Origin of the sequence: Dokdonella immobilis (genome assembly GCF_900115085.1) — a bacterium.
GTDB lineage: Bacteria > Pseudomonadota > Gammaproteobacteria > Xanthomonadales > Rhodanobacteraceae > Dokdonella > Dokdonella immobilis.
Genome location: NZ_FOVF01000002.1, coordinates 20139 through 42317, shown reverse-complemented (window position 1 = coordinate 42317; position 22179 = coordinate 20139). Strand labels below are relative to the sequence as shown.

Below are 22179 nucleotides of genomic sequence, written 5' to 3'. Positions count from 1 at the left end.
AGCCCCGTGGTCTTGTAAGCAGGCGGTCCTCGTCATCGGGGCGAAAGATCGCGCGGGCAAGCTGCCCGGGGGTATCGGGGGGCCGGTCCCGGCGGGTCCGCGCGGCTTGGAACCCTCGATGCGGGCGCGTAGCATCCGGTCACTCACCCGTGGAGGAAACCCATGCTGGCTGTCGGGCGCATCATCGCGTGGCTATGCACGCCTTTGGTCGTCGGCGGCCTCGTCGTGAGCTCGCCTGCGCTGGTCGAGAAAGCCGGCATGGTCAAGCGCCAGCTGACCCGGCGCAGCGACGGCGTCGGCATCGGCCTGCATTCCTCGCCCTGCCTCGCGCCCGGCCAGGCGAGCGAGGACCCTTCGGCGCTGCCGTGCCTGCCTGAGGCAGCCGCGGCGCCGCTGCTCGGCAGCCATGTCCTGCTCTGGCACGAGGACGGCAGCGGGCCGAGCACGGCGCTGACGCCCGCCATCGACACCCAGGTGGCGGGCAGCTCGCTGCTCGCGTTCAGCGCCGGCTATGCGACCAACACCGCGCTGCCGACCGATAACAAGGGCAACACCTGGACCGCGCTCGGCGCGCCGGTCGTCTACCGCGGCTACAACGGCCAATTCGACGTCAAGGCCTATGTCGTCCCGTCGGCGCACGGCGGCAGCGGGCATCGCCTCAGCATCGTCAAGAACGGCGAGCCGTCCGGTGAGATCACGGTCCCGTTCATCGAGATCCGACAATCCGGCGGCTTGCATGCCGTCGCGCAGAACTATCCGGCATCGGCGGCACTGGTGACCAGCGGCAACGTCACCACGAGCGGACCAGCGACCCTGGTCGCGGTGTGGTGGGGCGACGCGGCCGGACTCCAGCACAGCGCGATCCCGAACAACGGCTTCTCGATCATCGAGAACTTCGTCAGCCTGCCGCCCAACAGCGCCGTGCAATGCGTCGTCGCGGTGCGCCAGGTCAGTGCCGCGGGAACCTACAACGTGAGCTGGTCGCAGTCGCCGAGCGAGGGCGCCATCCTGTGGTTGCTCGCCTACCAGTCCGGTGACGCGGTGTATTCGAACGGGTTCGAGTAGACGAGCCGCCGCGCCGGATGCGATGGAACCGGCCGCAGCGCTTAGACTAGTGGGGTGTCTCGCAAATAACGCGAAGAAATTCCGGATGAATTTCATGGCGAGACAAGGCGCGAGGAGGAGGCATAGTGGGCGCTATGGCGACGACGAGCAACGCAGTATCGCCGTGAAAGACGCCGGAATCATTTGATGGTATTTGTGAGACACCACACCAGGGTGGGTCTGACCAGGTTGCGAGGTCGTCATGGCGTCCGGAAGGTTTTCCACAGGCGCTGCGTGGCGAAGCGAAGGCGGGTCGCCTTGACGAGGCACGCGGCGCCTGTGGAGAGCCTTCAGGGCGCCACCTTTTTGATTGACCCATCAATCGCCCAGGCAACGTGACGACTTTGCTACCTGATCAGACCCTCCCTTGGCGCATGCACGAACCGATGGCGCACGAGCCCGAATGACCGACCCGACCCAATCCGTACCCGCCGCCCCGGCCGCGGCATGGTCTGCCCGGCAACCGTGGCCGCGCAATGCCGGCGGCGAGTGGCTGATCGGCGGGCAACCGCTCTCGCAAGTCGTCGACAGCGTCGGCGGCACGCCGTGCTACCTGTACGATCGTGCGCGCCTCGGTGCACGCGTCGATCAGCTACGGGCGACCCTGCCCGATGCAGTCCGCCTTCACTACGCGATGAAGGCCAATCCGATGCCGGCCCTGGTCTGCCATATGGCCGGCCTCGTCGACGGCATCGACGTGGCCTCGCGCGGCGAACTGCGCGTGGCCCTGGACAGCGGCATGCCGGCGACGCGGATCAGCTTCGCCGGACCGGGCAAGTCTGCGCTGGAGCTGCAGCAGTCGGTCGCCGCCGGCATCCTCGTCAACCTCGAGTCGTTTCGCGAACTCGACATCCTGGCCAGCGCCAGCGCAGCCTGGGGCCTGCCCGCGCGCGTGGCCGTGCGCGTCAACCTGCCGTTCGAGCTGCGCGCCTCGGGCATGAAGATGAGCGGCGGCGCCCGACCGTTCGGTATCGACGCCGAACGCGTGCCGGAGATGCTCGCCGCGATCGCCGCACGCGGCCTGGCCTTCGAAGGATTCCATCTGTACGCCGGCTCGCAGAACCTGCGCCCGGCGGCGATCATCGAGGCGCAGACCTTGAGCTACGAGCTCGTGCTCGGCTGGCTCGATCACTGCCCGGCCGCGCCGCGCACGCTCAACCTGGGCGGCGGCTTCGGCATTCCGTATACGCTCAACGATACCCCGCTCGACATCGAACCGGTGGCCGCCCATCTCGAACGACTGGTCGAGCGCGCCCGGCGCGACATGCCCGCTGCGCATCTCGCCCTCGAACTCGGTCGCTACCTGGTCGGCGAAGCGGGCCTCTATGTCACGCGCGTGGTCGATCGCAAGGTTTCACGTGGCCAGGTCTTCCTGGTCGTCGACGGCGGCATGCACCAACACCTGGCCGCATCGGGAAATTTCGGCCAGGTCATGCGGCGCAATTATCCGGTCGCGATCAATCGCGGCGGCGCCGGGCGCGAAACGGCCAGCGTGGTCGGACCGCTGTGCACGCCGCTGGACCTGCTCGCCGATCGCGCCGAACTCGCGGTCGCCGACGTCGGCGACCTGGTCGTCGTGTTCCAGTCCGGCGCCTACGGACGCAGCGCGAGTCCCCGCGAATTTCTCGGCCATGCGGACGTGGCCGAAGCACTGGTCTGAACCGGCACCCCGGAGGATCAGGCTTCCTCGTCGGCGGATCCGCGGCCCTCGGCTTCGGCCTGCAGGCCGGCGCGACGGATCTTGCCGGTCGCGGTCTTCGGCAGCGACGCCCGGAATTCGATCAGGCGCGGAACCATGAAGTCCTCGAGCCGGCCCTGGCAATGGGCGATCACCTCGCGTGCCTCGAGCTGCACGCCCTCGGCCGGCACCAGAATCGCCTTCAGCGCATGCCCGAGCAGTTCGTCCGGGATGCCGACGACCGCCGCCTCGCGTACGCCCTCCATCGCATAGAGGACGTTCTCGATTTCCTTCGGACTGACCTTCTCGCCGCGCGACTTGAGGATGTCGTCCTTGCGCCCGACGAAGTAGCAATAGCCTTCCTCGTCCATGCGGAACAAGTCGCCCGTGTGCAGGACCCGCTCACCGGGATAGCGGCCCGGCCTCAGCGCGCGATCGGTCGCCTCGGCATCGCGCCAGTAGCCGAGCATGACATGGCCGCCGCGCACGACGAGTTCGCCGACCACGTTCGCCCCGACCGCACGGCCTTCGTCATCGGCGACCCAGACCTCGGTGCCCGGAATGGCGATGCCCACGCTGTCCGGCCGCCGCGCCAGTTGCTCCGGCGGCAGCCAGGTACAGCGCTTGGATTCGGTTTGTCCGTACATCGAGTACAGGCGTGCCTGGCCGAACAGGGACTGCAGGCGGGCGATGTGGGCCGGCGGCAGCGCCGCCGCCGTATTCGTCACGAAGCGCACGCCGGCCGCCCAGGCCGGATCGAAATTGCGCAACTGCACGATCAGCGCGGCCATGGTCGGCACCAGCGGAAATCCGGTCACGCCCTCGCTGGCCAGCATCGGCAGGATCTTCTGCGGAAACGCGAACGATTTCTCGAGGACCAGGGTCGCACCCCGCAGCACGCACATCAGCAACTGGTAGAGGCCGTAGTCGAAGGACAGCGGCAACACGCTGAGGACGACATCCTCGCCCCGCATCTGCAGATAGCTGGAGACCGACGTCGCCGCGAACAGCACGTTGCGGTGGGTCATCATCACGCCCTTCGGACGACCGGTCGAACCGGAGGTATAGACGAGCATGGCGAGGTCGATGTCGATGCCACGCGGCGCCGCTGCCAGCAGGGGCGCCTGGCCGGCCATGAACGCGGTCCAGCCGATTGCATCGGCGGCCGATTCGGCATCGACGACGATCAGACGGCGCACGCCCGGCGCTTCGGCCAGGGCCGCGCGCGCGACCGCGAGCAGCGAGGCCTGCGTGACCAGCACCGAGGCTTCGCAGTTGTTCAATATGTAGGCGAGCTTGTCGGCCTTGGTCGTCGGATTGATGACGCTGAACACGCCGCCGGCGCGCAACGTGCCGAACAGGCCGACCGCGGTCTCGAGACGATTTTCGAGGAACAGCACGCAGCGTTCGCCGCGCGCGAATCCGGCCTCGGCCACCAGTTGCGCGGCGCAACGTTCGACCTCGCCAGCCAGTTCCGCGTAGCTCGTGCGCTCGCCGCGGCAGACCAGGGCGACGCGCTCCGGATCGCGCTCCGCCGACTGGCGCAGGCTCTCCTCGAAACGGATCATTCCGTCAGTCCGGCCTCGGCGCGCTTGGATTCGACGTAGCGCACCAGCGCGCCGATGCCGTCGATGTTTTCCGGAACGACCTCGTGGTCTTCGACGTAGATGGCGAACTCGCGCTCGAGCCAGGTCATCAGGTTGAGCACGCCGATCGAATCGAGCACGCCCGATTCGAGCAGGCTCTGCTCGGCGGTCAGTTCGGTTTCGTTCGCGACCGGGAAGGTTTCGCGCAGGAACTTCCGCACGCGCTGTTCAATGGATTGCATACACGACTCTGGCGCAAGCCGATCCGGGGCCCTGCGGCGCTCCGGCCGGACTTGCTGACGGACAGGCGGCGCAGTGTGCCAGAAGCGCGTCCGGGCGACACCCCCCGGCGGTCGCGGCGCCTGCGCAGGCCGCGTTCCGGACCATTCCCCGCAGCAGGGTCGCTGTGAACACGTTCACTGTATCGGGGCCGTGCGCAAGCGACCATGGCCGCCTGCAAGTTGGCGCAGCAAGGGACTGCGCGCAGGCAGGCTTCGCCCAGGCGATTGATTCAATGACATAAGGGTGGCGTCCAGAAGCCATCTCGATTGCGCCACGTGTTCAGACCCTCGCCAAGGAATTGCGCATGCGTACCGAATCGCCCCGTCCGCTCCGCCCGCTTTCCCGGACTTCGCCGCCAAGCCATCAGGGGCCACTCGACCCGATCCGGATGCGGTTCGGCGCCGGGCATCCGCTGGGCTGGGCCCTCGCGGCGGCGATCACCGCCCTGCACTGCGCAACGGCGGCCGTGGCCGCACCGAACCTGCCGAACCCGATCATGTTCGTGACCCAGGTCCCGGTGCCCGGCGATTTCGCCACGGTTGGCTCGGTGTTCGCCAACCACATGGGCGACGTGCAGAGCGCCGCGCGCGGCGGCGATCTCTGGATCCGCTATGCGAACGGCACGCTGCGCAACCTGACCGCCGAAGCCGGCTACGGCAACAGCGGACAACAGGGCGCCAATGCGATCGCGGTGCGCGATCCAGCCATCCACTTCAGCGGCAGCAAAGCCGTTTTCAGCATGGTCGTCGGTGCACCGACCCAGCAGTACCAGACCATCACGCGCTACTGGCAGCTCTACGAGATCAGCGGCTTCGGCAGCGGCCAGACGGTCGTGATCAGCAGGGTTCCCGGGCAACCGATCGACACCAACAACGTCGAGCCGACCTACGCCTCGGACGGCAGCATCATCTTCACCAGCGACCGTCCGCGCAACGGCGAGCGCCACCTGTACCCGCAACTGGACGAATACGAATCGACCCCCACCAACAGCGGCCTGTGGAAACTTGATCCGGCCAGCGGCAGCCTGCGCCTGCTGCAGCACGCGCCGTCCGGCTCGTTCCGGCCCCTGGTGGACAGCTTTGGGCGCATCATCTTCACGCGCTGGGACCATTTGCAGCGCGACCAGCAGGCCGATGCCGGTACCTACGGCACCTTCAACTGGGCGTCGGAATCGGCGCAGGCGGCAACCCAGACCGCCAGCGAGGTGTTTCCGGAGCCCCGTTCGGACACGGCCGCGAGCTACGGGTTTCGCATCAACCACTTCTTTCCGTGGCAGCTGAACCAGGATGGCAGCGGCGAGGAAACGCTCAACCACGTCGGCCGCCACGAGCTGTTCGACTACTTCAACCAGAGCCTGAGGAACGATCCGAACCTGGTCGAATACATCTACGGCTCGGCACCGCCGCGCAACAACAGCCGTTCGGTCGACAACTGGCTGCAGATCGCCGAGGACCCAACCACCCCGGGACGTTATTTCGCGATCGACGCGCCGGAGTTCTACACGCATGCCTCGGGCCAGATCATCTCGATCAACGGCTCGCCGTCCACCAATCCCGATGACATGCTGGTCGGCTACCGCACGCCGCGCAGCACGAGCACCTTCTATCCAGGCACGGTGCCCGCCGACTTCAGCGGTCACTACCGCAATCCCTTGCCGCTGTCGGACGGCCAGATGGTCGCAGCCTGGGTCGCCGAGCCGCGCGGGGCCGCCAATGAGGGTACCCGGGCCAATCCGGTCCCGCGTTACAAATTCCGTCTCCACAGCCTGATCGCCGATGGTGGCGGCTATCAGCGCGCCGACCCGAATGGCGCGCTGACCAATGGCATCAGCAAGTCGGTCACGTGGTGGGATCCGGATGTCCTGGTCACCTACAACGGGCCGCTCTGGGAGCTTTCGCCGGTCGAGGTGCGCGCGCGCGCCGTGCCACCGGATACCGGCAACCTGCCGGCCGAGGCGCCGGAAGCGCAGGCGTTCGCCGCGGCCGGTGTGGATTTCCAGGCTTTCCAGTCCTTCCTCGCCGCACGCGGACTCGGCGTACTGGTCAGCCGCAACGTCACCACGCGCGACAAGGCCGACCACCAGCAGCCGTTCAACCTGCGCGTGCCGGGCGGCGTGCAGACCGTGGCCAATGCCGGCATCCTCTACGACATCCGCTACATGCAGTTCCTGCAGGGCGACCAGATCCGCGGCATCGGCGGCACCGCCTCGCCGAATCCCGGTCGGCGCGTGCTGGCCCAACCGCTGCACGATGCCGCAGCCCTGCAATGGATGCCGACCCCGGCAGCCGGTACACCGGCCGGCGCGGTGCCGATCGCCAGTGACGGCTCGGTGGCGGTGATCGTGCCGGCCCAGCGCGCGCTGGCCTGGCAGTCGACCGCGGCGAACGGCACGCCGGTGGTGCGCGAGCGCTACTGGATTTCGGTCAAGCCCGGCGAAGTGCGCGCCTGCGGCGGTTGCCACGGCGTCAACTCGATCGACCAGGCCGGCCACGCGCCGGCGACGAACATGCCAGTGGCACTGAAGAACCTGCTCGACTACTGGCGGGTCAATGCCGATCCGCTGTTCGCGGATTCGTTCGACTGAGGCAGGCCGACCCTGCCGCCGCCGCGCTCAGCGCGCGCCGCGGCGGAACAGGATGACTTCGAAGGTCTGGATCAGGATGATCAGGTCGAGCGTGAAGTTGTGGTTCTTCACGTAGAACAGATCGTACTTGAGCTTCTCGGCCGCATCCTTCTCGTCCGCGCCATACGGGTAGTTGAGCTGGGCCCAGCCGGCAAGCCCCGGCTTCACGCAGTGGCGCAGGTCGTAATACTGGATCTTCTTCTCGAGTTCGGCGACGAATTGCGGGCGTTCCGGACGCGGCCCGATCAGGCTCATGTCGCCGCGCAGGACATTCCACAGCTGCGGCAGCTCGTCCAGGCGCACCTTGCGGATGAAGCGGCCGACCCGGGTCACCCGATCGTCTTCCTTGCTCGCCCAGCGGGCCACCCCATCCTTCTCGGCATCGGTGCGCATGCTGCGGAACTTGATCAACGGAAAGGGCTTGCCGCGCTCGCCGACGCGCTCCTGCCGATAGAGGATCGGCGCGCCGGGACCCGACTCGATCCAGATCGCCAGCGCGGTCAGTACCATCAGCGGCCAGAGCACCAGCAGCATGATCGCGGTCGAGGTGACATCGAAGATCCGCTTGCTCGCCTTGCGCAACGGGGTGGCGTCGAAGCCCTGCGAGAAGATCAACCACGACGGGTCGATCAGGCTCAGCTTGACCTTGCCCTGCTCGCGTTCGAAGAAGGTGATCAGGTTGGTGATGGTGATGCCCCGCTGCTTGCAGGCGAGCAGGTCATGCATCGGCAACTGGCCGCGCCGATCCTCCGCGGCGATCACGATCTCGTTGATCTGCATGCGTTCGGCGATCTCGGCGAGGGGCTTGTCGCTCTTGACGACCAGCTCGTCGGGCACGACCGGGGCCTCGCCGTTCATCGGCAGGAAACCGACCACGAGGAAACCGCGCCGATCGACCCGGCGCCGCATGCGGTGCACGATCTTCTCCGCCCGCGCACCGACACCGAGCACCAGGACCCGGCGTTTGAGCGCCTTGATGTCGACCAGGCGCAGGAACAGCGCACGACCGAACGCAATGATCGGAAAGCTGATCAACAGGGCATAGCCGATGACGCCGCGGCCGATGAACAGCTGCGGAACCAGATAGAACAGGAAGGCCGTGGCGATGCCGCCCATGACGAAGCCGATCGTCTGCCGCGCGATCAGCCCGAGCAGGTTGTCGCGCAGCGACTTCTGGTACATGCCGATGGCCGCCATCGAGGTCACCATGACCAGGCCGAACAAGGTGGCGCGCACCTCGATCAGGATCGAGAACGCGGCCAGGTCTTCCGGCGCGCTCCAGAAACGGATGCGCATGGCCAGGATCAGCGCCCCGACCAGGACCAGGAACTCGGCGACGGCCAGCACCAGCAGCCAGCGCGCGCCTTGTTCGCGCAGGAAACGCAGCATTCACCCCCCCAATGAGTTTTGCCAATCGCCGCGAATCGGCATGCATGATTCGCGCCGGAAATTGGCAAGTCGCTGTTTCGGAACATGTTTCTTTCGGGCTGCATTTCGCGGCCTGGCGTTCCTTCCAGGGCCTTGCCCGGACGATCGGCGCCGTCCCGGTGGCCGATCGAGCCCGGATACTAAACGTTTCGGACGACGGCGTGCTGTCTTTGACGCCGATTCGGCGCCGGCAGGGCGCGGCGCGGCCCGGTTTCGGCAGCCCGTTGCGTCCGCGACTGGCCCGGCCGGTCGCCATGGATGCCCACGACACTGCCCAGTCGAAGGTCAAGCGTTTATCATGGCCGTCCCGATGGCAGGCAACGCAGCGCTCTGCCTCCGTTTCGAACCCGAGCCTGGATTGCCCATGTGTGGAATCGTCGCCGCAGCGGCCGAGCGTGATGTCGTCCCCATCCTGATCTCGGGCCTCAAGGCTCTCGAATACCGCGGCTACGATTCGGCCGGACTGTCGGTGCTGAGCGGCGAGGAACTCGCCCGCGCACGCACGGTCGGCAAGGTCCGCGAGCTCGAAGCGCGCCTGGAATCCCACCCGATCTCGGGGATGACCGGCATCGCCCACACGCGCTGGGCCACGCATGGCGTGCCCAACGAGGTCAACGCACATCCGCATGTCTCGATCGACTCGGTCAGCGTCGTGCACAACGGCATCATCGAGAACCACGTGGCCCTTCGCGAGGAACTGAAGGGCCACGGTTACCGTTTCGACTCCGACACCGACACCGAAGTCATCGCCCACCTGGTCCACCACCTGCGCAAGCAGGGCATGGACCTGCGCAGCGCCGTGCAGGCGGCGATCCAGCGACTGCATGGTGCGTTCGCCATCGCCGTCATGAGCCGTGACGAACCGGGTCACGTGATCGGCGCACGCCGCGGCAGTCCGCTCGTGGTCGGCATCGGCATCGGCGAGAACTTCCTCGGCTCAGACGTGCAGGCCCTGATCAAGGTCACCAACCAGTTCAGCTATCTCGACGAGGGCGACCTGGTCGAAATCACGCGCAATTCGATCCAGGTCTATGACCTCGACGGCAACCGCGTCGAACGCCGCGTGCATACGAGCGAGCTGTCCGCCGATGCGGTCGAGCGCGGCGAATACCGCCACTACATGCTCAAGGAGATCTTCGAGCAACCGCGCGCCGTCGCCGACACGCTGGAAGGGCGCATCGCCAGCGACCGCATCCTGCCGAACATCTTTGGCGTCAAGTCCGACGAGTTGCTGCGCCGCGTTCGCCACGTGCAGATCGTCGCCTGCGGCACCAGCTACCACGCCGGCATGGTCGCGCGTTACTGGCTCGAGGGCCTGGCCGGCATTCCCTGCAGCATCGAGGTGGCCAGCGAATACCGCTACCGCCAGGCCGTGGTGCCGGCCGACAGCCTGTTCCTGGCCATTTCGCAGTCTGGCGAGACGGCCGACACGCTGGCCGCGCTGCGCGAAGGCAGGCAGCACGGTTATCTCGGCTCGTTCGCCATCTGCAACGTGCCCGAATCGAGTCTCGTGCGCGAATCGGACCTTGTCCTGATGACCCGGGCCGGACCCGAGATCGGCGTTGCCTCGACCAAGGCCTTCACGACCCAGCTCGCCGCGCTGGCCTTGCTCGTGCTCGAACTGGCGCGCATGAACGGGCTCGCCGAGGAACGCTACCTGCGCCTCGTCAACGATCTCAGCACGCTGCCCCGGCGCATCGCCGACGCGCTCGAGCTCGCTCCGCAGATCGCCGAACTGGCCGAACGCTTCGTGCACAAGCACCACGCCCTGTTCCTCGGCCGTGGCGTCAATTTTCCGGTTGCCCTCGAAGGCGCGCTCAAGCTCAAGGAAATCTCCTACATCCACGCCGAAGGCTATCCGGCCGGCGAGCTCAAGCACGGCCCGCTCGCCCTCGTCGACGAGGACATGCCGGTGATCGCGGTCGCCCCGAACAACCAGTTGCTCGAGAAGCTCAAGTCCAATCTCGAGGAAGTCCGCGCGCGCGGCGGCGAGCTGTTCGTGATCGCCGACGACGAGGTCAGGATCGACAGCGACGGTGTGCGCGGCGCGCTGATCAAGGTCAATTCGGGCGGCAACCTGATCGCACCGGCCGTGTTCACCGTGCCCCTGCAACTGCTCGCCTACCACGTCGCCGTCCTGCGCGGCACCGACGTCGACCAGCCGCGCAACCTGGCCAAGTCTGTGACGGTCGAATGAATCGGTCGTACGCCGACATGTCTTGCAACCGGCAATGGCATTGATCAGTAACGCAAACGGGAGCCGATGACAGCATCCTCGCCCGATCCGAAGATCGACCCGCGTGCGTTCCGCAGCGTGATGGGCCGCTTTTCGACCGGGGTCGCCGTGGTCACGTTCGTGCGGGATGACCAGGCAGCCGGCATCACCGTGAATTCCTTTCTCTCGGTCTCGGCCGATCCGCCGCTCGTGCTCATCTCGTTGCGACGGGAATCGAGCGTCAATGCGCATATCGGGATCGGTGATCGTTACGGCGTCAGCTTTCTGACCGATGCGCAAATGGACATCAGCCTGCACTTCGCCGGCAATCGCGTTCCCGGCCTCGATTTCGAGTTCGCCGACTTCGAAGGCATGCCGATGATTGCCGAGAGCCTGGCTCAGATCGTCGCGCGCGTCGTCGACGTGCACCTGGCCGGCGATCACCTCCTCTACATCGCCGAGGTGCAAGGGCTGCGCAAGGGTCCTGAAGCCACGCCGCTGATTTTCTACAGCGGGCGGTACAAGCAGATCCACGCGCACGAGCCAAGCATGTCGATCGGAGAAGAGCTGCACGGCTGGTAGCGACGGTCGCGCGGGCGGACTACCGAGTATCCCGCTGCGCCAGCCGCCGATACGCGGCGAACCAGAAGACAGCCGGTCCGCACCTGGCCGCGTGGAAGCGGCATCAAGACCGGCACAGCCGCCTGCCACCGCAATTTTCAGGCCCGAGCCCGGCCACCCTTCCCAGCGATGCTGCAGCCCCCGCCGCGAGCGCAGTCACACGGGAAGGCAGCCAGGGTCCCGCCGGTCTTTGCGCAGTGCGCATTCGGCGACTCCAAGTGAACTTTGCGGCATAGGCATTTGTACTTCGCGGAACGTAGGAATAAATTGCATCACGGGGAGCGACGGCGGGCCGGACGTTCCGGTCGCCGGACATCCGGAACAGGGGCAATTTTCGTGGAAGAGTGGCACGAGAGCACCGAACCCTGTGGCGCGCAGCTGTCCAACGCCACGCTGGTCCTGGATTCCAGCGGCCGCTGTACGAGCCTGAGCGATGCGGCGGTCCGGCTGCTGACTGGCGGCCCTGCCGGAGACCTGGTCGGCCGGGTCGTCTGGGGTGCCTTCCCTTCGGGGGTCGGCGATTCCCTGCGGCATTCAGCGGCCATCGCCATGGAACGACAGGAAATATTGACCCTCGAAACGCGCTGGCTTCCGGAGAATCGCTGGATCGAATGCACTATCCAGCCGCGGCCCGATTCGATGTGCATCGGTTTTCGCGATGTGACCACCCGGCGTCGCGTCGATCGCATGAGCGAAGGCCACCGCGAAGTGCTGACCGGTATCGCCGCGCAGCACCCGCTGGCCGACAACCTGACGTTGATCGCGCAGTTGCACGAAGAGCTCAATCCCGGTGCGCTGTGCTCGATCCTGCTGGTCGACGCCGATGGCAGGCATGTCCTGCACGGCGCGGCACCGAGCCTGCCCACGGCCTACAACAGCGCCATCCACGGGGTCGCAATCGGTGAAGGCCAGGGTTCGTGCGGCACGGCGCTGCATCGACGCGAACGCGTGATCGTGGCCGACGTGGCAACCGATCCGTTGTGGTCGGATTTTCGCGACGTCGCCATCGAGAATGGATTGCTGGCCTGCTGGTCGACCCCCGTGTTCGGCAGCAATGGCAGGGCCCTGGGCAGTTTTGCCGTGTATCACCGCGATGCGCGCAAGCCCAGCGATTACGAGCTCGACTGCGTCGATCAGATGCTGACCATCACCACCATCGCCATAGAGAGCGCGCAGCTTCTCGAGCGGGTCCAGGAGCGCGATGGTTTCTTTGCCTTGTCCCTCGAGATCTATTGCGTCTTCGATATCCGCTCCCAGCGCATCATCCAGGCCAATCCCGCGTTCAGCCAGGTCACTGGATTCAGCGAGGCTGAGCTGGCGTCCCGCAGCTACGACGCGTTCGTCCATCCCGATGATCTGGGTTCCTGTGCGGCCGCGGTCGCCGCATTGCGCAACGAGGGCGACCGGGTCAGCCAGGTGACCTATCGTTTCCGCTGCAAGGACGGCAGCTATCGCTGGCTGTCCTGGGATTCCTTCGTCGGACCCGACGGCAAGGCCTTCGCCGTCGGCCGCGATGTCAGCGAAAAGCTCCGCGCGGAGGCCGAACTCGCCCATGCGGCCAGCCACGATGCGGTGACCGGGCTGCCCCATCGCATCGTCTTCGAGGCGGCGCTGGCCGCGATGGTGGGCAGCGCCGAAGACCCGGTATGGGTCATGTTGATTGGCCTGGATCGTTTCCAGGTCGTCAACGAATTCATGGGACATTTCATCGGCGACGACGTCCTGCGACGGGTTGCCATGCGTCTGCAGGATGCGCTGGGCGGCAACGGCCGCATCGCCCGCTTTGCGGGCGACGAATTCGCCATCGCCTGCGCGACACCGGAGCACGCCGAAATGCTCGCGCTCGCGGCCCGGCTCCGGACAGCGGTGGCCACGCCGATCGAGAGCAACGACTACCGCGTGATCCTGTCGGCGAGCATGGGAATCAGCCATTCACCCGACCACGGCCTGGACACGCAGGACCTTCTGAGCCGTGCCGAGGCGGCCATGCATCGGGCCAAGCGACAAGGCCGCGATTGCATCGTCGAATTTTCGGTGGAGGAAATGGAGGATACCGAGAGTCGGCTGACCCTCGGGCGCAGCCTGCGTGGGGCCGTGCAGCGCGGCGAAATGGAACTCCACTACCAGCCGCAGCGTGACGCCACGAGCCTCGCCCTGACCGGATTCGAGGCCCTGATACGCTGGATCAGTCCGGAGCTCGGGCGGGTCAGCCCTGCCCGCTTCATACCGATCGCGGAAACCCTCGGCATGATGCCCGAGATCGGCGAATGGGTGGTCGGCGAGGTCTGTCGCCAGGCGCGCGAGTGGCTCGACCAGGGCCATCGCGATTTCGAGATCGCATTCAATGTCTCTGCCCAGGAACTGCAGCGGCCCGGCTTCGTCGATCAGGTGCGTGATGCCCTGTCCGTCCATGAAGTTCCTGCTTCCACGCTCAATATCGAGCTGACCGAAAGTTCGCTGATGGAAAACGTGGATCGCGTTCGGCGCACGCTGGCCGAGTTGAGGGCAATCGGAACGAGGCTGTCGCTGGATGACTTCGGAACGGGCTACTCGAGCCTGGCTTATCTGAAGCAGTTCCCGATCGACAAGCTCAAGATCGACCAGCGCTTCGTCCGCGGCCTGCCCTACAGCGACGACGATGCGGCGATCGCGCAGACCATCGTCGTGCTGGCCCACCAGTTGCGCATGCGTGTCTCGGCGGAGGGCGTCGAGACCGGGGAGCAGGCCGAGTTCCTGCGCAAGCTCGGTTGCGACGAATTGCAGGGCTATTATCTCGGTCGACCGGCTGCAGCCCCTTCGGCGAGCGCGTTCTTTCCGGCTGCGCAGGTGACCGCCACCGGCGACGCATCCGAGTCGCTCCAGAACGCCTCCTGAGGACCCGTTCCACCCATGGCAGTCGCTCTGCCCGTGCTCTGAGCGGCCGTCACTTGCCGATGATCTTCAGCATGGCCTGCAACGTGCTCGCCTGCAGCAGGGACGCCCGCGGCACGGGCTCTGCCGAATCCCGCAGCGTCGGCTCGCGCTCGAGGATCAACCGTCGGGCCTGCTCGATATCCGCCTGGCCGATGCGATGCAGTTCGAAGCGGACCTCGGTCCGACCACTCGGATGCGCCATCAGCCAGAGTCCCGAATGCGTGGATGCGAGGCCGTCGAGGCGGTAGATGTCGAGTCGTGAATCGATCAGCATGACGGTTCCGTCATAGCCCATGACCCGCTGCACGCCCATCATGCGAAGGTCCGCGGTATCGTCATGACGCACGCTGCCACTCTGCGGAAACAGCACGAGCACCGGATACGCGAGATCCTCCGCGAGCACGGGTGGCGGCGCCGAACAGGCAGCGCCGAGCAGCATGCCCAGGAGCACGGATGCCCCGGCGAGCCGCGCTTTCCGGATCTGCCTCGCGCATCGCGGAAGCATGGGCATCGACCGCGCCGAGCCTGCGCGGGATTGTGACGAAGCGTGGTTCACAGCGGTTCGGGTCCATCCGGGCCGGTTCACGACCCCGTTCCTCGACCCGGGGATGCAGATGAAGACGAGCGCCGGCACGAGACCTGCGAGGAGCAGGAGGGTCGTCACCTGCAGCACCCGCGCACGGCGAACGCGGGCAGTACGGTTTTGGCGACCTGCACGATCAACCACGTCCCGGCCGGATTGAGACCGGCCATGCGGATCGCGTCGCGGCGATTGCGTCTGGCGGACAGGCTCATGGGGTTCCGGGCTCTCGAGTCCGCTCGAACGATCCTGAGGCAGGCGGATTCATGGCGCCTGTTTTGCCTTGGCGATCCACGCGCGCATTTCATCCTCGATCACGGGTAACGCCGAGGACTGGATCCTGAGCAGGCGATCGTGGAATTCGCGGATGTCGAACTTCCCGCCATGGGCGGCTTCGGCTTCCCTGCGCAATTGCTGCAGCTTGAGCATGCCGATCTTGTAGCCGAGCGCCTGCCCGGGCCAGACCACATAGCGCTCGACTTCCGATTCGGCAGCGCCCGGTTCAACGCCCTCGGTGCGGACCATGTAGTCGATCGCCTGCTCGCGGCTCCACTTCTTCGCGTGCATGCCGGTGTCGACGACCAGGCGCACGGCGCGATGCAGCTCGTCGCGCAGGCGCCCGAGGTTGCCGGACGGATCGTCCTTGTACAGGCCCATTTCCGCAGCCAGCGCTTCGGCATAGAGGGCCCAGCCCTCGGCCGCCGGATTCGAGGCAAAGCTCTTGGCGATGAACGGCATCGGCTGGTCGATGGCGATGGCCATCTGCATGTGGTGGCCCGGAATGGCTTCGTGGTAGGTCAGCGTCGGCGAGGAGAATTTCGGCAGCATCGCCGTGTCGCGCAGGTTGACCCAGTAGATGCCCGGTCGCGAACCATCGGGAGCGGGTGGATCGTAGTAGCCGCCCGGGGCCGAGTCCTGGCTGAATTCAGGTACCACGCGCACCTCGAGCGGATGCTTCGGCAGGGTTCCGAAGTACTTCGGCAGCTGGGTGCGGACCTTGGCCAGGTCGGTCTGGATGCCGGCCAGCAATGCCGCTTTTCCTTCGGCCGTGTTCGGATAGACAAAGCGCGGGTCCTTCGCCATCGCCGCCATGCGCTGGCCAACCGTCCCGTCCACGTAGCCTTGGGCGCGAAGCAAGCCATCCATCTCACCGGCAATGCGTGCGACTTCGTCCAGCCCGGTCTGGTGGATGGCATCGGGATCGAGATCGCTGTCGGTCATGTGCCGGATCATGGCCTTGTACAGGGCAGGACCATTCGGCAGGCGCCACAGCCCCGCGTCATGCGGCGCCTTCGGCGCAATCTCGCCCAGGTAGGTGCTGATGCGCCGATAGGCCGGCAGCACGCCATTGCCGACGCGGGTCAAGGCCTCGGATGAAAGCGTGTCCGCGTCGGTCACGTTGGCCGCCTTCAGCTTGGCCACGAAACTGCTGTAGAGGACATTCTCGGCCGCCGGTTGCGCACTGAACGCGTCGACCACGGCCTTCGCCTTGGCGATGATGAAGTCGGGTGGAATGGCGCCGAGCTCGACGTCGTGGCGAAGCCTGGCCAGGCTGCCGTCGAGTATCCGGGGCAAGGCTTCGAGCCGACTCAAATAGAGCTGCGCCTGTTCCCGGTTGCGTACGGACTGCTGGGCCTCCATCAACTTCGGGATGTCGACGGTGGGTCCGGAGTTCTGGTTGATCGCATAAGGCAGGTACCAGGTGCCGTAGACGTCGAAGCTGGTGCCGTAGTCGACGATGCGAGAGGGTCCGAGCGCGCCATCGAACAGGGTGATCAGGGTGGCACGTATACGCTGGCTGTCCGCATCGAGCGTTCCAGCGGATGTCGCCTTCAAGCGCGCCAGCAGTGTCTCGAGTTCGGCGACTCGCGCCGCGTCGCCGGCCACCGATCGATCGTTGAGCCCGGCATCGGCATCCCCGGCCAGATCCGGCGGCGCACCGTTGTAGGTCGCTGCCTCCGGCACCTGCTGGTAGTAGCCCTTTGAAAGCGCCACGACAGCCGCATCGAACGCGGATCCCGCCTGCGTCGCCTCACGGGTGGCAGGTGCTGGCGCAACCCGACCCGTTTCGCGGGTTGCACTCCCGCCGCAGCCGGCCAGAACCAGAATCGACGCCATCAACAGCGCGCGTGCTCGCAACATCAACCCATCCTCCTGTTCATCAGGCCGATGATCGACCTGGATACCCATACAAGACCGAGCCATCATGCCGGCACAGGCCCCAACGATGATCGTCGAATCCAGACGTTCCACGAGATCGCTCACGGCTCCGTGGTCTCGCTGCCGTACGCGCGTGCCTTCAGGAGCGTCTCGAAGCGGGGATCCCTGCGCAGCGGATCCCAGACCGGATCGAGCCTGAGCCGCGTCACCGAGATGATCGTTCCCGCCGGGATGGCCAGCAGTTGGTGCAGGGCCTCGAAGGCCTGGTCAGGCGCATCCGCATGCGCGGCGATCTGGGCCAGTCCGGACAGCTGGTAGGCGCCAAAATAGCCATCCTTGGTCAGGGGCAGCACTTCGACCGCCCTCTTCGCGGTCGCGATCGCCCGCGCCTTGTTGCCGAGGCAGACTTCGACCCAGCTCGATTGATGCAACAGGCCCAAGGATTCGGGTTGTCTTCGAAGCTCGGCGCCGAGCAGCGGCTCGAGGGCTGCGCACTCGCTTCTCAGCGAATCCCGCTCACCGGCAACCAGGCGGATCGCCACGCGCGCCACGCGGCCGGCCAGGCGTTCCTCGTCAGTCGTGGCCGGCGCAGTGTCCCAGTCGTGCAGGGCATCGTCGAATCGGCGCTCGAAGAAATGGATGTAGGCACGCGGATTGATCAGGAAGAACACATCGCCAGCCCATCGGCGCTGCCCGGAAATGCGCCAATCCGGTGGCTGGCGGAAGGCATCGCGCGCACCGGCGAGGTCGCCGAGTCCGAACAGGCGGACCTGCAGGAGCTGGTCCATCGCATTGGCATCCGCCGGTGCCATGGCCAGTGAGCGGGTCAACCAGCGGTCCGCCTCGGTGTAGCGGCGCAGCATCGCGAGGGTCTCGCCAAGACTGGTGTTGGCACGGGCATCGCGCGGAGCGAGGGTCAGGACCCGCTCCAGATGGGTCACCGCCTGCTCGACATGGCCGGTGCGCCGGGCGACGAATGCCAGGCCGTTGATTGCCTCGACGTTGTTTGGCGAAAGTTCGAGCGTGCGCTTGAACTCGACCGTTGCCGCGTCATAGCGGCGAAAACCCCAGTACTCGTAGTAGCCGAGCGCCAGATGGGCGTCCGGAAGGTCCGGCGCCAGCGCCAGCGCACGATCGATCGATTGCCTGGTTTCGGCCATCTCCGCGGGCGACAGGCCCGATGAGAACCAATGCCGGTCGAGCTGGCAATAGGCCAGCTTGGCATGGGCCAGGGCGAAATCGGGGTCGAGCGCGATGGCCTTGCGAAAGTTGGCGTCGGCGTCGAGAAAGGTGGCCTTGTCCCAGGACTCCATGGCCTGCCCCATCAGGTACTCGGCCTTGAAGTAGTAGTCGTAGGCTTCCGGGTTGCGTGTGGACACGCTGGCGATATTCGTCGACTCGGCCGAGGTCAGTTTCGCCTTGAGGGCATCGGCGATCTTCTGCGCCACCTCGCCTTCGACGCCAAAGATGTTCTCGAGCGTGCGTGGATAGGCTTCGGCCCACAGGTGCACGTCGCTCTGCGCGTCGATCAACTGGACGTTGATCAATACGGCATTGCCCGATTTCTGTACGCTGCCCTCGAGGATCGTCGCCACGCCGAGCTGCTGCGCAACGGTCTTCAGGTTGTCCGGATGGCTGGCATATTTCTCTGTCGAGGTGCGCGAGATGACCTTGAGGTCGGCAATGCCGGCCAGCTTGGTCAGGATCATGTCCTGCATGCCGCTGGCGAAATATTCGTTGTCCTTGTCGCCGCTGAGATTCTCGAACGGCAGCACGGCGATGGATTTCGCATCGACGGGAGGATCGACGACGGGATCCGCCGGTGGCCGCGACTTCAGGCTCGCCGCGACGTTGAGCGCGTCACGGGTCGGCCCGACGACGAATCGGTCGATCGCGAAATAGGCCAGGGCCACGGCCATGAGGCCGGCGATCATGTAGTTCATGCGCTGGCCGGTCTGCGGCGCGATCGATCGCTCGCGATCCACTTCGGTGTCGCGCTTGAGGCCTTCGGGCGTCAACTCGAACACCCACGAGAAGATCAGCGCCGGAATGAATCCGAGGGCGATCACGATGATGATCGCGCGCAGGACCCATGCGGGAATGTCGAAGGCAGGGAGCAGGGTCTCGGCGACCTGGATGACCACCCAGCCGCCCACCAGGTACAGCCCGGCCATGCGGATCACGTTGCGCCGGCGAAGTTCGGCGAAAAAGCTCAACGCCGACGCCTTTCAGCCACCAGGAGGCCCAATCCGCGCCGGATGCGGCGGCGGCGGGTGCGAGGATCGATGGAACCGGACATTGCCCACCTCCCCAGTGAACAGTGGTCCGGAATCTTACACGAACGAGAACTGCGTCACGGTTCATGCGACCTCCGCACGGCTATCCACGACCATCGCAACCGCCGTTTCGCCCATGGCCGGGCGTGCCGGGCCGTCGGCGCGATCAGCAGGCTCGTGCGTGCCGCGAACGGCGCATTCAAATTGCGCCGCACCCACCCGATCAGGTCGGAATCAGCCAGGGTTCCGCGTCTGCGAGGCTCGATCAGCGCTCGCCCGAGCCCTCTTGCCGGTCGCTGGCGTCCGATTCGCCGGCCGGCGACCGGATCTGCTGGCGCGCACGTGCAACCTGGCGTTCCGCCCAGCGCTTGAGGATGCGGGCCCGTCGTGCGCCGGTTTTCGGGTCGCGCACGACTTCCTCGACCCGGACAAGCAGCGCATCGACGTTTTCGCGATCGGTCGACTCGGCACCGCGCGCGGCCGACCAAAGATCGATCCATTCCTCGCTGCGTTCGCCGAGTCGCAGCACGGCGTAGAAATAGCGCGGTGGCTGAAATCGCGACAGCAGCAGGTCGAGCGCCGCGGCGGCGAGCGTCAGCGGACTCAGGGCGAGGTCGCGCAGGGTATCGAGCAGCAACTTGAATTGCAGCATCAAGACGTCCCGGATCAAGGTGCGCGGCGTGGGAACGGTTTCGGGATTCATGCCAACTATCCTGGAAGAAATATCGCGAGCAAGACCCGCCGCGATGGGTGTCCAGTGCCTCGATCGAATCGATCACCGTGACGGATGACGGCTTAGAATACCCAATTGGTTTCGTCGGGACCCCGCCATGCGTATCTGTGTCTATTGCGCCTCGAGCCAGGAGTGCGATCCGCACTATCACGAAGTCGCGCGCCGGCTCGGCGTCCTGCTCGCGACGGCCGGCTGCACGCTGGTTTACGGCGGCGGCTCGGCGGGTTCGATGGGCGCGGTCGCCGATGGCGCGCTGTCGGCCGGCGGCGAAGTCGTCGGCATCCTGCCGAAATTCATGGCCGATCTTGAATGGGGCCATCCCGGGCTGACCCGGCTCGAACTGGTCGAGGACATGCGCGAGCGTAAGCATCGCCTGCTGACCGGCTCCGATGCCGTGGTTGCCCTGCCCGGCGGCTGCGGCACGCTCGAAGAATTGTTCGAGGCGATCACGCTGAAGCGCCTCGGCCTTTATTTCAATCCGATCATCCTGCTCAACACGCGCGGCTTCTACACGCCGCTGCAGGGATTCATGGAAAGCGTGATCGACGAGCGCTTCATGAACACCGAGCACCTGTCGATGTGGAGCCTGGTCGACGAGCCAGAAGCGGTGCTGCCGGCGATCCAGGCGACTCCGCGCTGGCGCGAGGATGCCCGGGAAATTGCCGTGGTGCGGCGCTGAGAAACGGAGTGGCCGTGAATGGCACCGACCTGACCCCGGCGTCCCCGCGAAGGCGGGCAGGCGGCCGCTTGATAGACCCCGGAAGCACTCAAGGCACTAGTGTGGCGTCCCGCAGAAAACGCGAAGAAATTCCGGATGGATTTCATGGCGAGACAAGGCGCGAGGAGGATTCATAGTGGGCACTATGACGACGACGAGCAACGCAGCATCGCCGTGAAAGACGCCGGAATTATTTGATGGTATTTGTGGGACACCACACCAGGGAGGGTCCCATTCCGACTTTGCACCCAGGGCCATGCCATTCGGGCCAGCCCTTGCTTCAATCGAAATCGCTCGAGGTACCGGTCAGTTCGCGCACGCCGCTGTCGCCGTCGCCAAAACCGTCGCCATCGTCGGTGGATGGCGCTTCGGTGCCGTCGATCGCCGCGCTGCGATCGGCCTGCTTCTCCCACCGGGTCTTGATCGGATTGTCCGATTCGGCTTCCTCGAGTTCGAGAATGAGGCCGCTCTTGCGCTCGGCGGAGAGGTCGGTCCAGTGGCAGTCGTCGATCGCGCCGGCAAGCGAATAGAGCAGGTTCAGGCTCGGCCGGAACCCCGCTCGCTTGACCTTGAGGAAGGCATCGACCGGGCCGACGCGAAACAGGTCTTCGCTGGTCCGCACGCCGACCTGGCGCAGCCACGCGGCCGATTTGGGCCCGACATTGCGGATCTTGACGTCGCGACTGCTCATGCTGCCTTCTCCTCCCCGACCTGCGTCGGCTGCAGGCTGTCCATGTACACCTTGCAGAGCACCTGCATGCCGATCCTGTCGTCGTCGTCGAATCGTCCGGGCACCGGGCTATCGACATCCCAGACGCCGATCAGGGCATCGCCGAGCACCAACGGTACGACGATCTCCGAGCGCGAGGCGGCGTCGCAGGCAATGTGTCCGGCAAAGGCCTCGACATCGTCGACCAACTGGGTCTCGCGCGTGGCCGCCGCGGTACCGCAGACACCGCGGCCGAGCGCGATGCGCACGCAGGCCGGCTTGCCCTGGAACGGACCGACGACGAGTTCCTTGCCATCGAAGAAATAGAAACCACACCAGTTGATGGTCGGCAAGGCGTGCCAGGCCAGGGCCGCAAAATTGGCCGCGTTGGCGATACGGTCGCGCTCACCGTGCAGGAGGCCGCGTGCCTGTTGCGCGAGCTCGGCATAGAAGGCGGCCTTGTCGGCGGCGTCGATGGGCTTGGCTTCGAACGACATCGGGGTTCTTCACGGTTGACGACAGCCCGGTATTCTACCTTTCCTGCCACACTCCC

Annotated in this window: 18 protein-coding genes; 8 read left to right on the top strand and 10 right to left on the bottom strand. The window is 66.0% G+C overall.

Annotation, left to right across the window (positions count from 1 at the left end; all coding sequences use genetic code 11):
* The first annotated feature begins 162 nt into the window (after positions 1-162).
* Together BM125_RS01530 and BM125_RS01525 are read left to right on the top strand one after the other, a co-directional pair.
* Complete coding sequence (locus BM125_RS01530; RefSeq protein ID WP_092404199.1) at positions 163-1065, top strand: hypothetical protein; 903 nt, start codon at positions 163-165, stop codon at positions 1063-1065.
* Between the two features lie 442 nt (positions 1066-1507).
* Complete coding sequence (locus BM125_RS01525; RefSeq protein ID WP_092404198.1) at positions 1508-2764, top strand: pyridoxal-dependent decarboxylase, exosortase A system-associated; 1257 nt, start codon at positions 1508-1510, stop codon at positions 2762-2764.
* 17 nt (positions 2765-2781) lie between these two features.
* Here the strand turns inward: BM125_RS01525 and BM125_RS01520 are convergent, their stop codons facing one another.
* Positions 2782-4350, bottom strand: a complete 1569-nt coding sequence (locus BM125_RS01520; protein ID WP_217647786.1) for a class I adenylate-forming enzyme family protein — start codon at positions 4348-4350, stop codon at positions 2782-2784.
* A complete protein-coding gene (locus BM125_RS01515; protein ID WP_092404196.1) occupies positions 4347-4610 on the bottom strand; it encodes an acyl carrier protein in 264 nt (87 codons plus the stop codon). Before BM125_RS01515 ends, BM125_RS01520 begins: the two co-directional genes overlap by 4 nt.
* A gap of 344 nt (positions 4611-4954) precedes the next feature.
* On the opposite strand from BM125_RS01515, the gene BM125_RS01510 reads away from it, so the two are divergent.
* Complete coding sequence (locus tag BM125_RS01510; RefSeq protein WP_139224811.1) at positions 4955-7234, top strand: HzsA-related protein; 2280 nt, start codon at positions 4955-4957, stop codon at positions 7232-7234.
* Positions 7235-7261: 27 nt separating this feature from the next.
* Here BM125_RS01510 and BM125_RS01505 read toward each other — a convergent pair whose 3' ends face one another.
* A complete protein-coding gene (locus BM125_RS01505; RefSeq protein WP_092404192.1) occupies positions 7262-8662 on the bottom strand; it encodes a TIGR03013 family XrtA/PEP-CTERM system glycosyltransferase in 1401 nt (466 codons plus the stop codon).
* An 11-nt stretch (positions 8663-8673) separates the two neighbouring features.
* Between BM125_RS01505 and BM125_RS19645 the strand changes: the two genes are divergently transcribed.
* From BM125_RS19645 to BM125_RS01490, 4 genes are all read left to right on the top strand, one after another.
* The gene (locus BM125_RS19645) at positions 8674-9117 is read left to right on the top strand and encodes a hypothetical protein (protein ID WP_139224810.1); all 444 of its coding nucleotides are present in this window, start codon (positions 8674-8676) and stop codon (positions 9115-9117) included.
* Positions 9066-10898, top strand: coding sequence for a glutamine--fructose-6-phosphate transaminase (isomerizing) (glmS, locus tag BM125_RS01500; RefSeq protein ID WP_092404190.1), 1833 nt, complete (start codon positions 9066-9068; stop codon positions 10896-10898). Before BM125_RS19645 ends, glmS begins: the two co-directional genes overlap by 52 nt.
* Positions 10899-10964: 66 nt before the next feature.
* On the top strand, positions 10965-11498 hold the full coding sequence (locus BM125_RS01495) for a flavin reductase family protein (protein ID WP_092404188.1): 534 nt from the start codon (positions 10965-10967) through the stop codon (positions 11496-11498).
* 375 nt (positions 11499-11873) lie between these two features.
* Positions 11874-14411, top strand: a complete 2538-nt coding sequence (locus BM125_RS01490; RefSeq protein WP_245778757.1) for a sensor domain-containing protein — start codon at positions 11874-11876, stop codon at positions 14409-14411.
* A gap of 49 nt (positions 14412-14460) precedes the next feature.
* Here the strand turns inward: BM125_RS01490 and BM125_RS01485 are convergent, their stop codons facing one another.
* The 5 genes from BM125_RS01485 to BM125_RS01470 all read right to left on the bottom strand — a co-directional run bounded on the left by BM125_RS01485 (position 14461) and on the right by BM125_RS01470 (position 20169).
* Positions 14461-14901 carry a hypothetical protein gene (locus BM125_RS01485; RefSeq protein WP_139224809.1) on the bottom strand — a complete coding sequence of 147 codons (441 nt, stop codon included), beginning with the start codon at positions 14899-14901 and terminating at the stop codon, positions 14461-14463.
* A 209-nt stretch (positions 14902-15110) separates the two neighbouring features.
* Positions 15111-15245: a hypothetical protein gene (locus tag BM125_RS20790; protein WP_281243915.1), complete on the bottom strand. Its 135-nt coding sequence runs from the start codon at positions 15243-15245 to the stop codon at positions 15111-15113.
* 49 nt (positions 15246-15294) lie between these two features.
* The gene (locus BM125_RS01480) at positions 15295-17172 is read right to left on the bottom strand and encodes a DUF885 domain-containing protein (protein WP_175497833.1); all 1878 of its coding nucleotides are present in this window, start codon (positions 17170-17172) and stop codon (positions 15295-15297) included.
* 119 nt (positions 17173-17291) lie between these two features.
* A complete protein-coding gene (locus BM125_RS01475; RefSeq protein ID WP_092404182.1) occupies positions 17292-19406 on the bottom strand; it encodes a tetratricopeptide repeat protein in 2115 nt (704 codons plus the stop codon).
* Between the two features lie 325 nt (positions 19407-19731).
* Positions 19732-20169 (bottom strand): hypothetical protein, encoded by a 438-nt coding sequence (locus BM125_RS01470; RefSeq protein ID WP_092404180.1) that lies wholly within the window; start codon positions 20167-20169, stop codon positions 19732-19734.
* Positions 20170-20296: 127 nt separating this feature from the next.
* Here BM125_RS01470 and BM125_RS01465 point away from each other — a divergent pair, with 127 nt between their 5' ends.
* Entirely contained in the window at positions 20297-20878 is a 582-nt protein-coding gene (locus BM125_RS01465; RefSeq protein WP_092404178.1) for an LOG family protein, read from the top strand.
* A gap of 319 nt (positions 20879-21197) precedes the next feature.
* Here BM125_RS01465 and BM125_RS01460 read toward each other — a convergent pair whose 3' ends face one another.
* Complete coding sequence (locus tag BM125_RS01460; RefSeq protein ID WP_092404176.1) at positions 21198-21608, bottom strand: TfoX/Sxy family protein; 411 nt, start codon at positions 21606-21608, stop codon at positions 21198-21200.
* A complete protein-coding gene (locus BM125_RS01455) occupies positions 21605-22123 on the bottom strand; it encodes a GAF domain-containing protein (RefSeq protein WP_092404174.1) in 519 nt (172 codons plus the stop codon). The genes BM125_RS01460 and BM125_RS01455 overlap by 4 nt, the downstream gene beginning before the upstream one ends.
* Positions 22124-22179 lie beyond the last annotated feature (56 nt).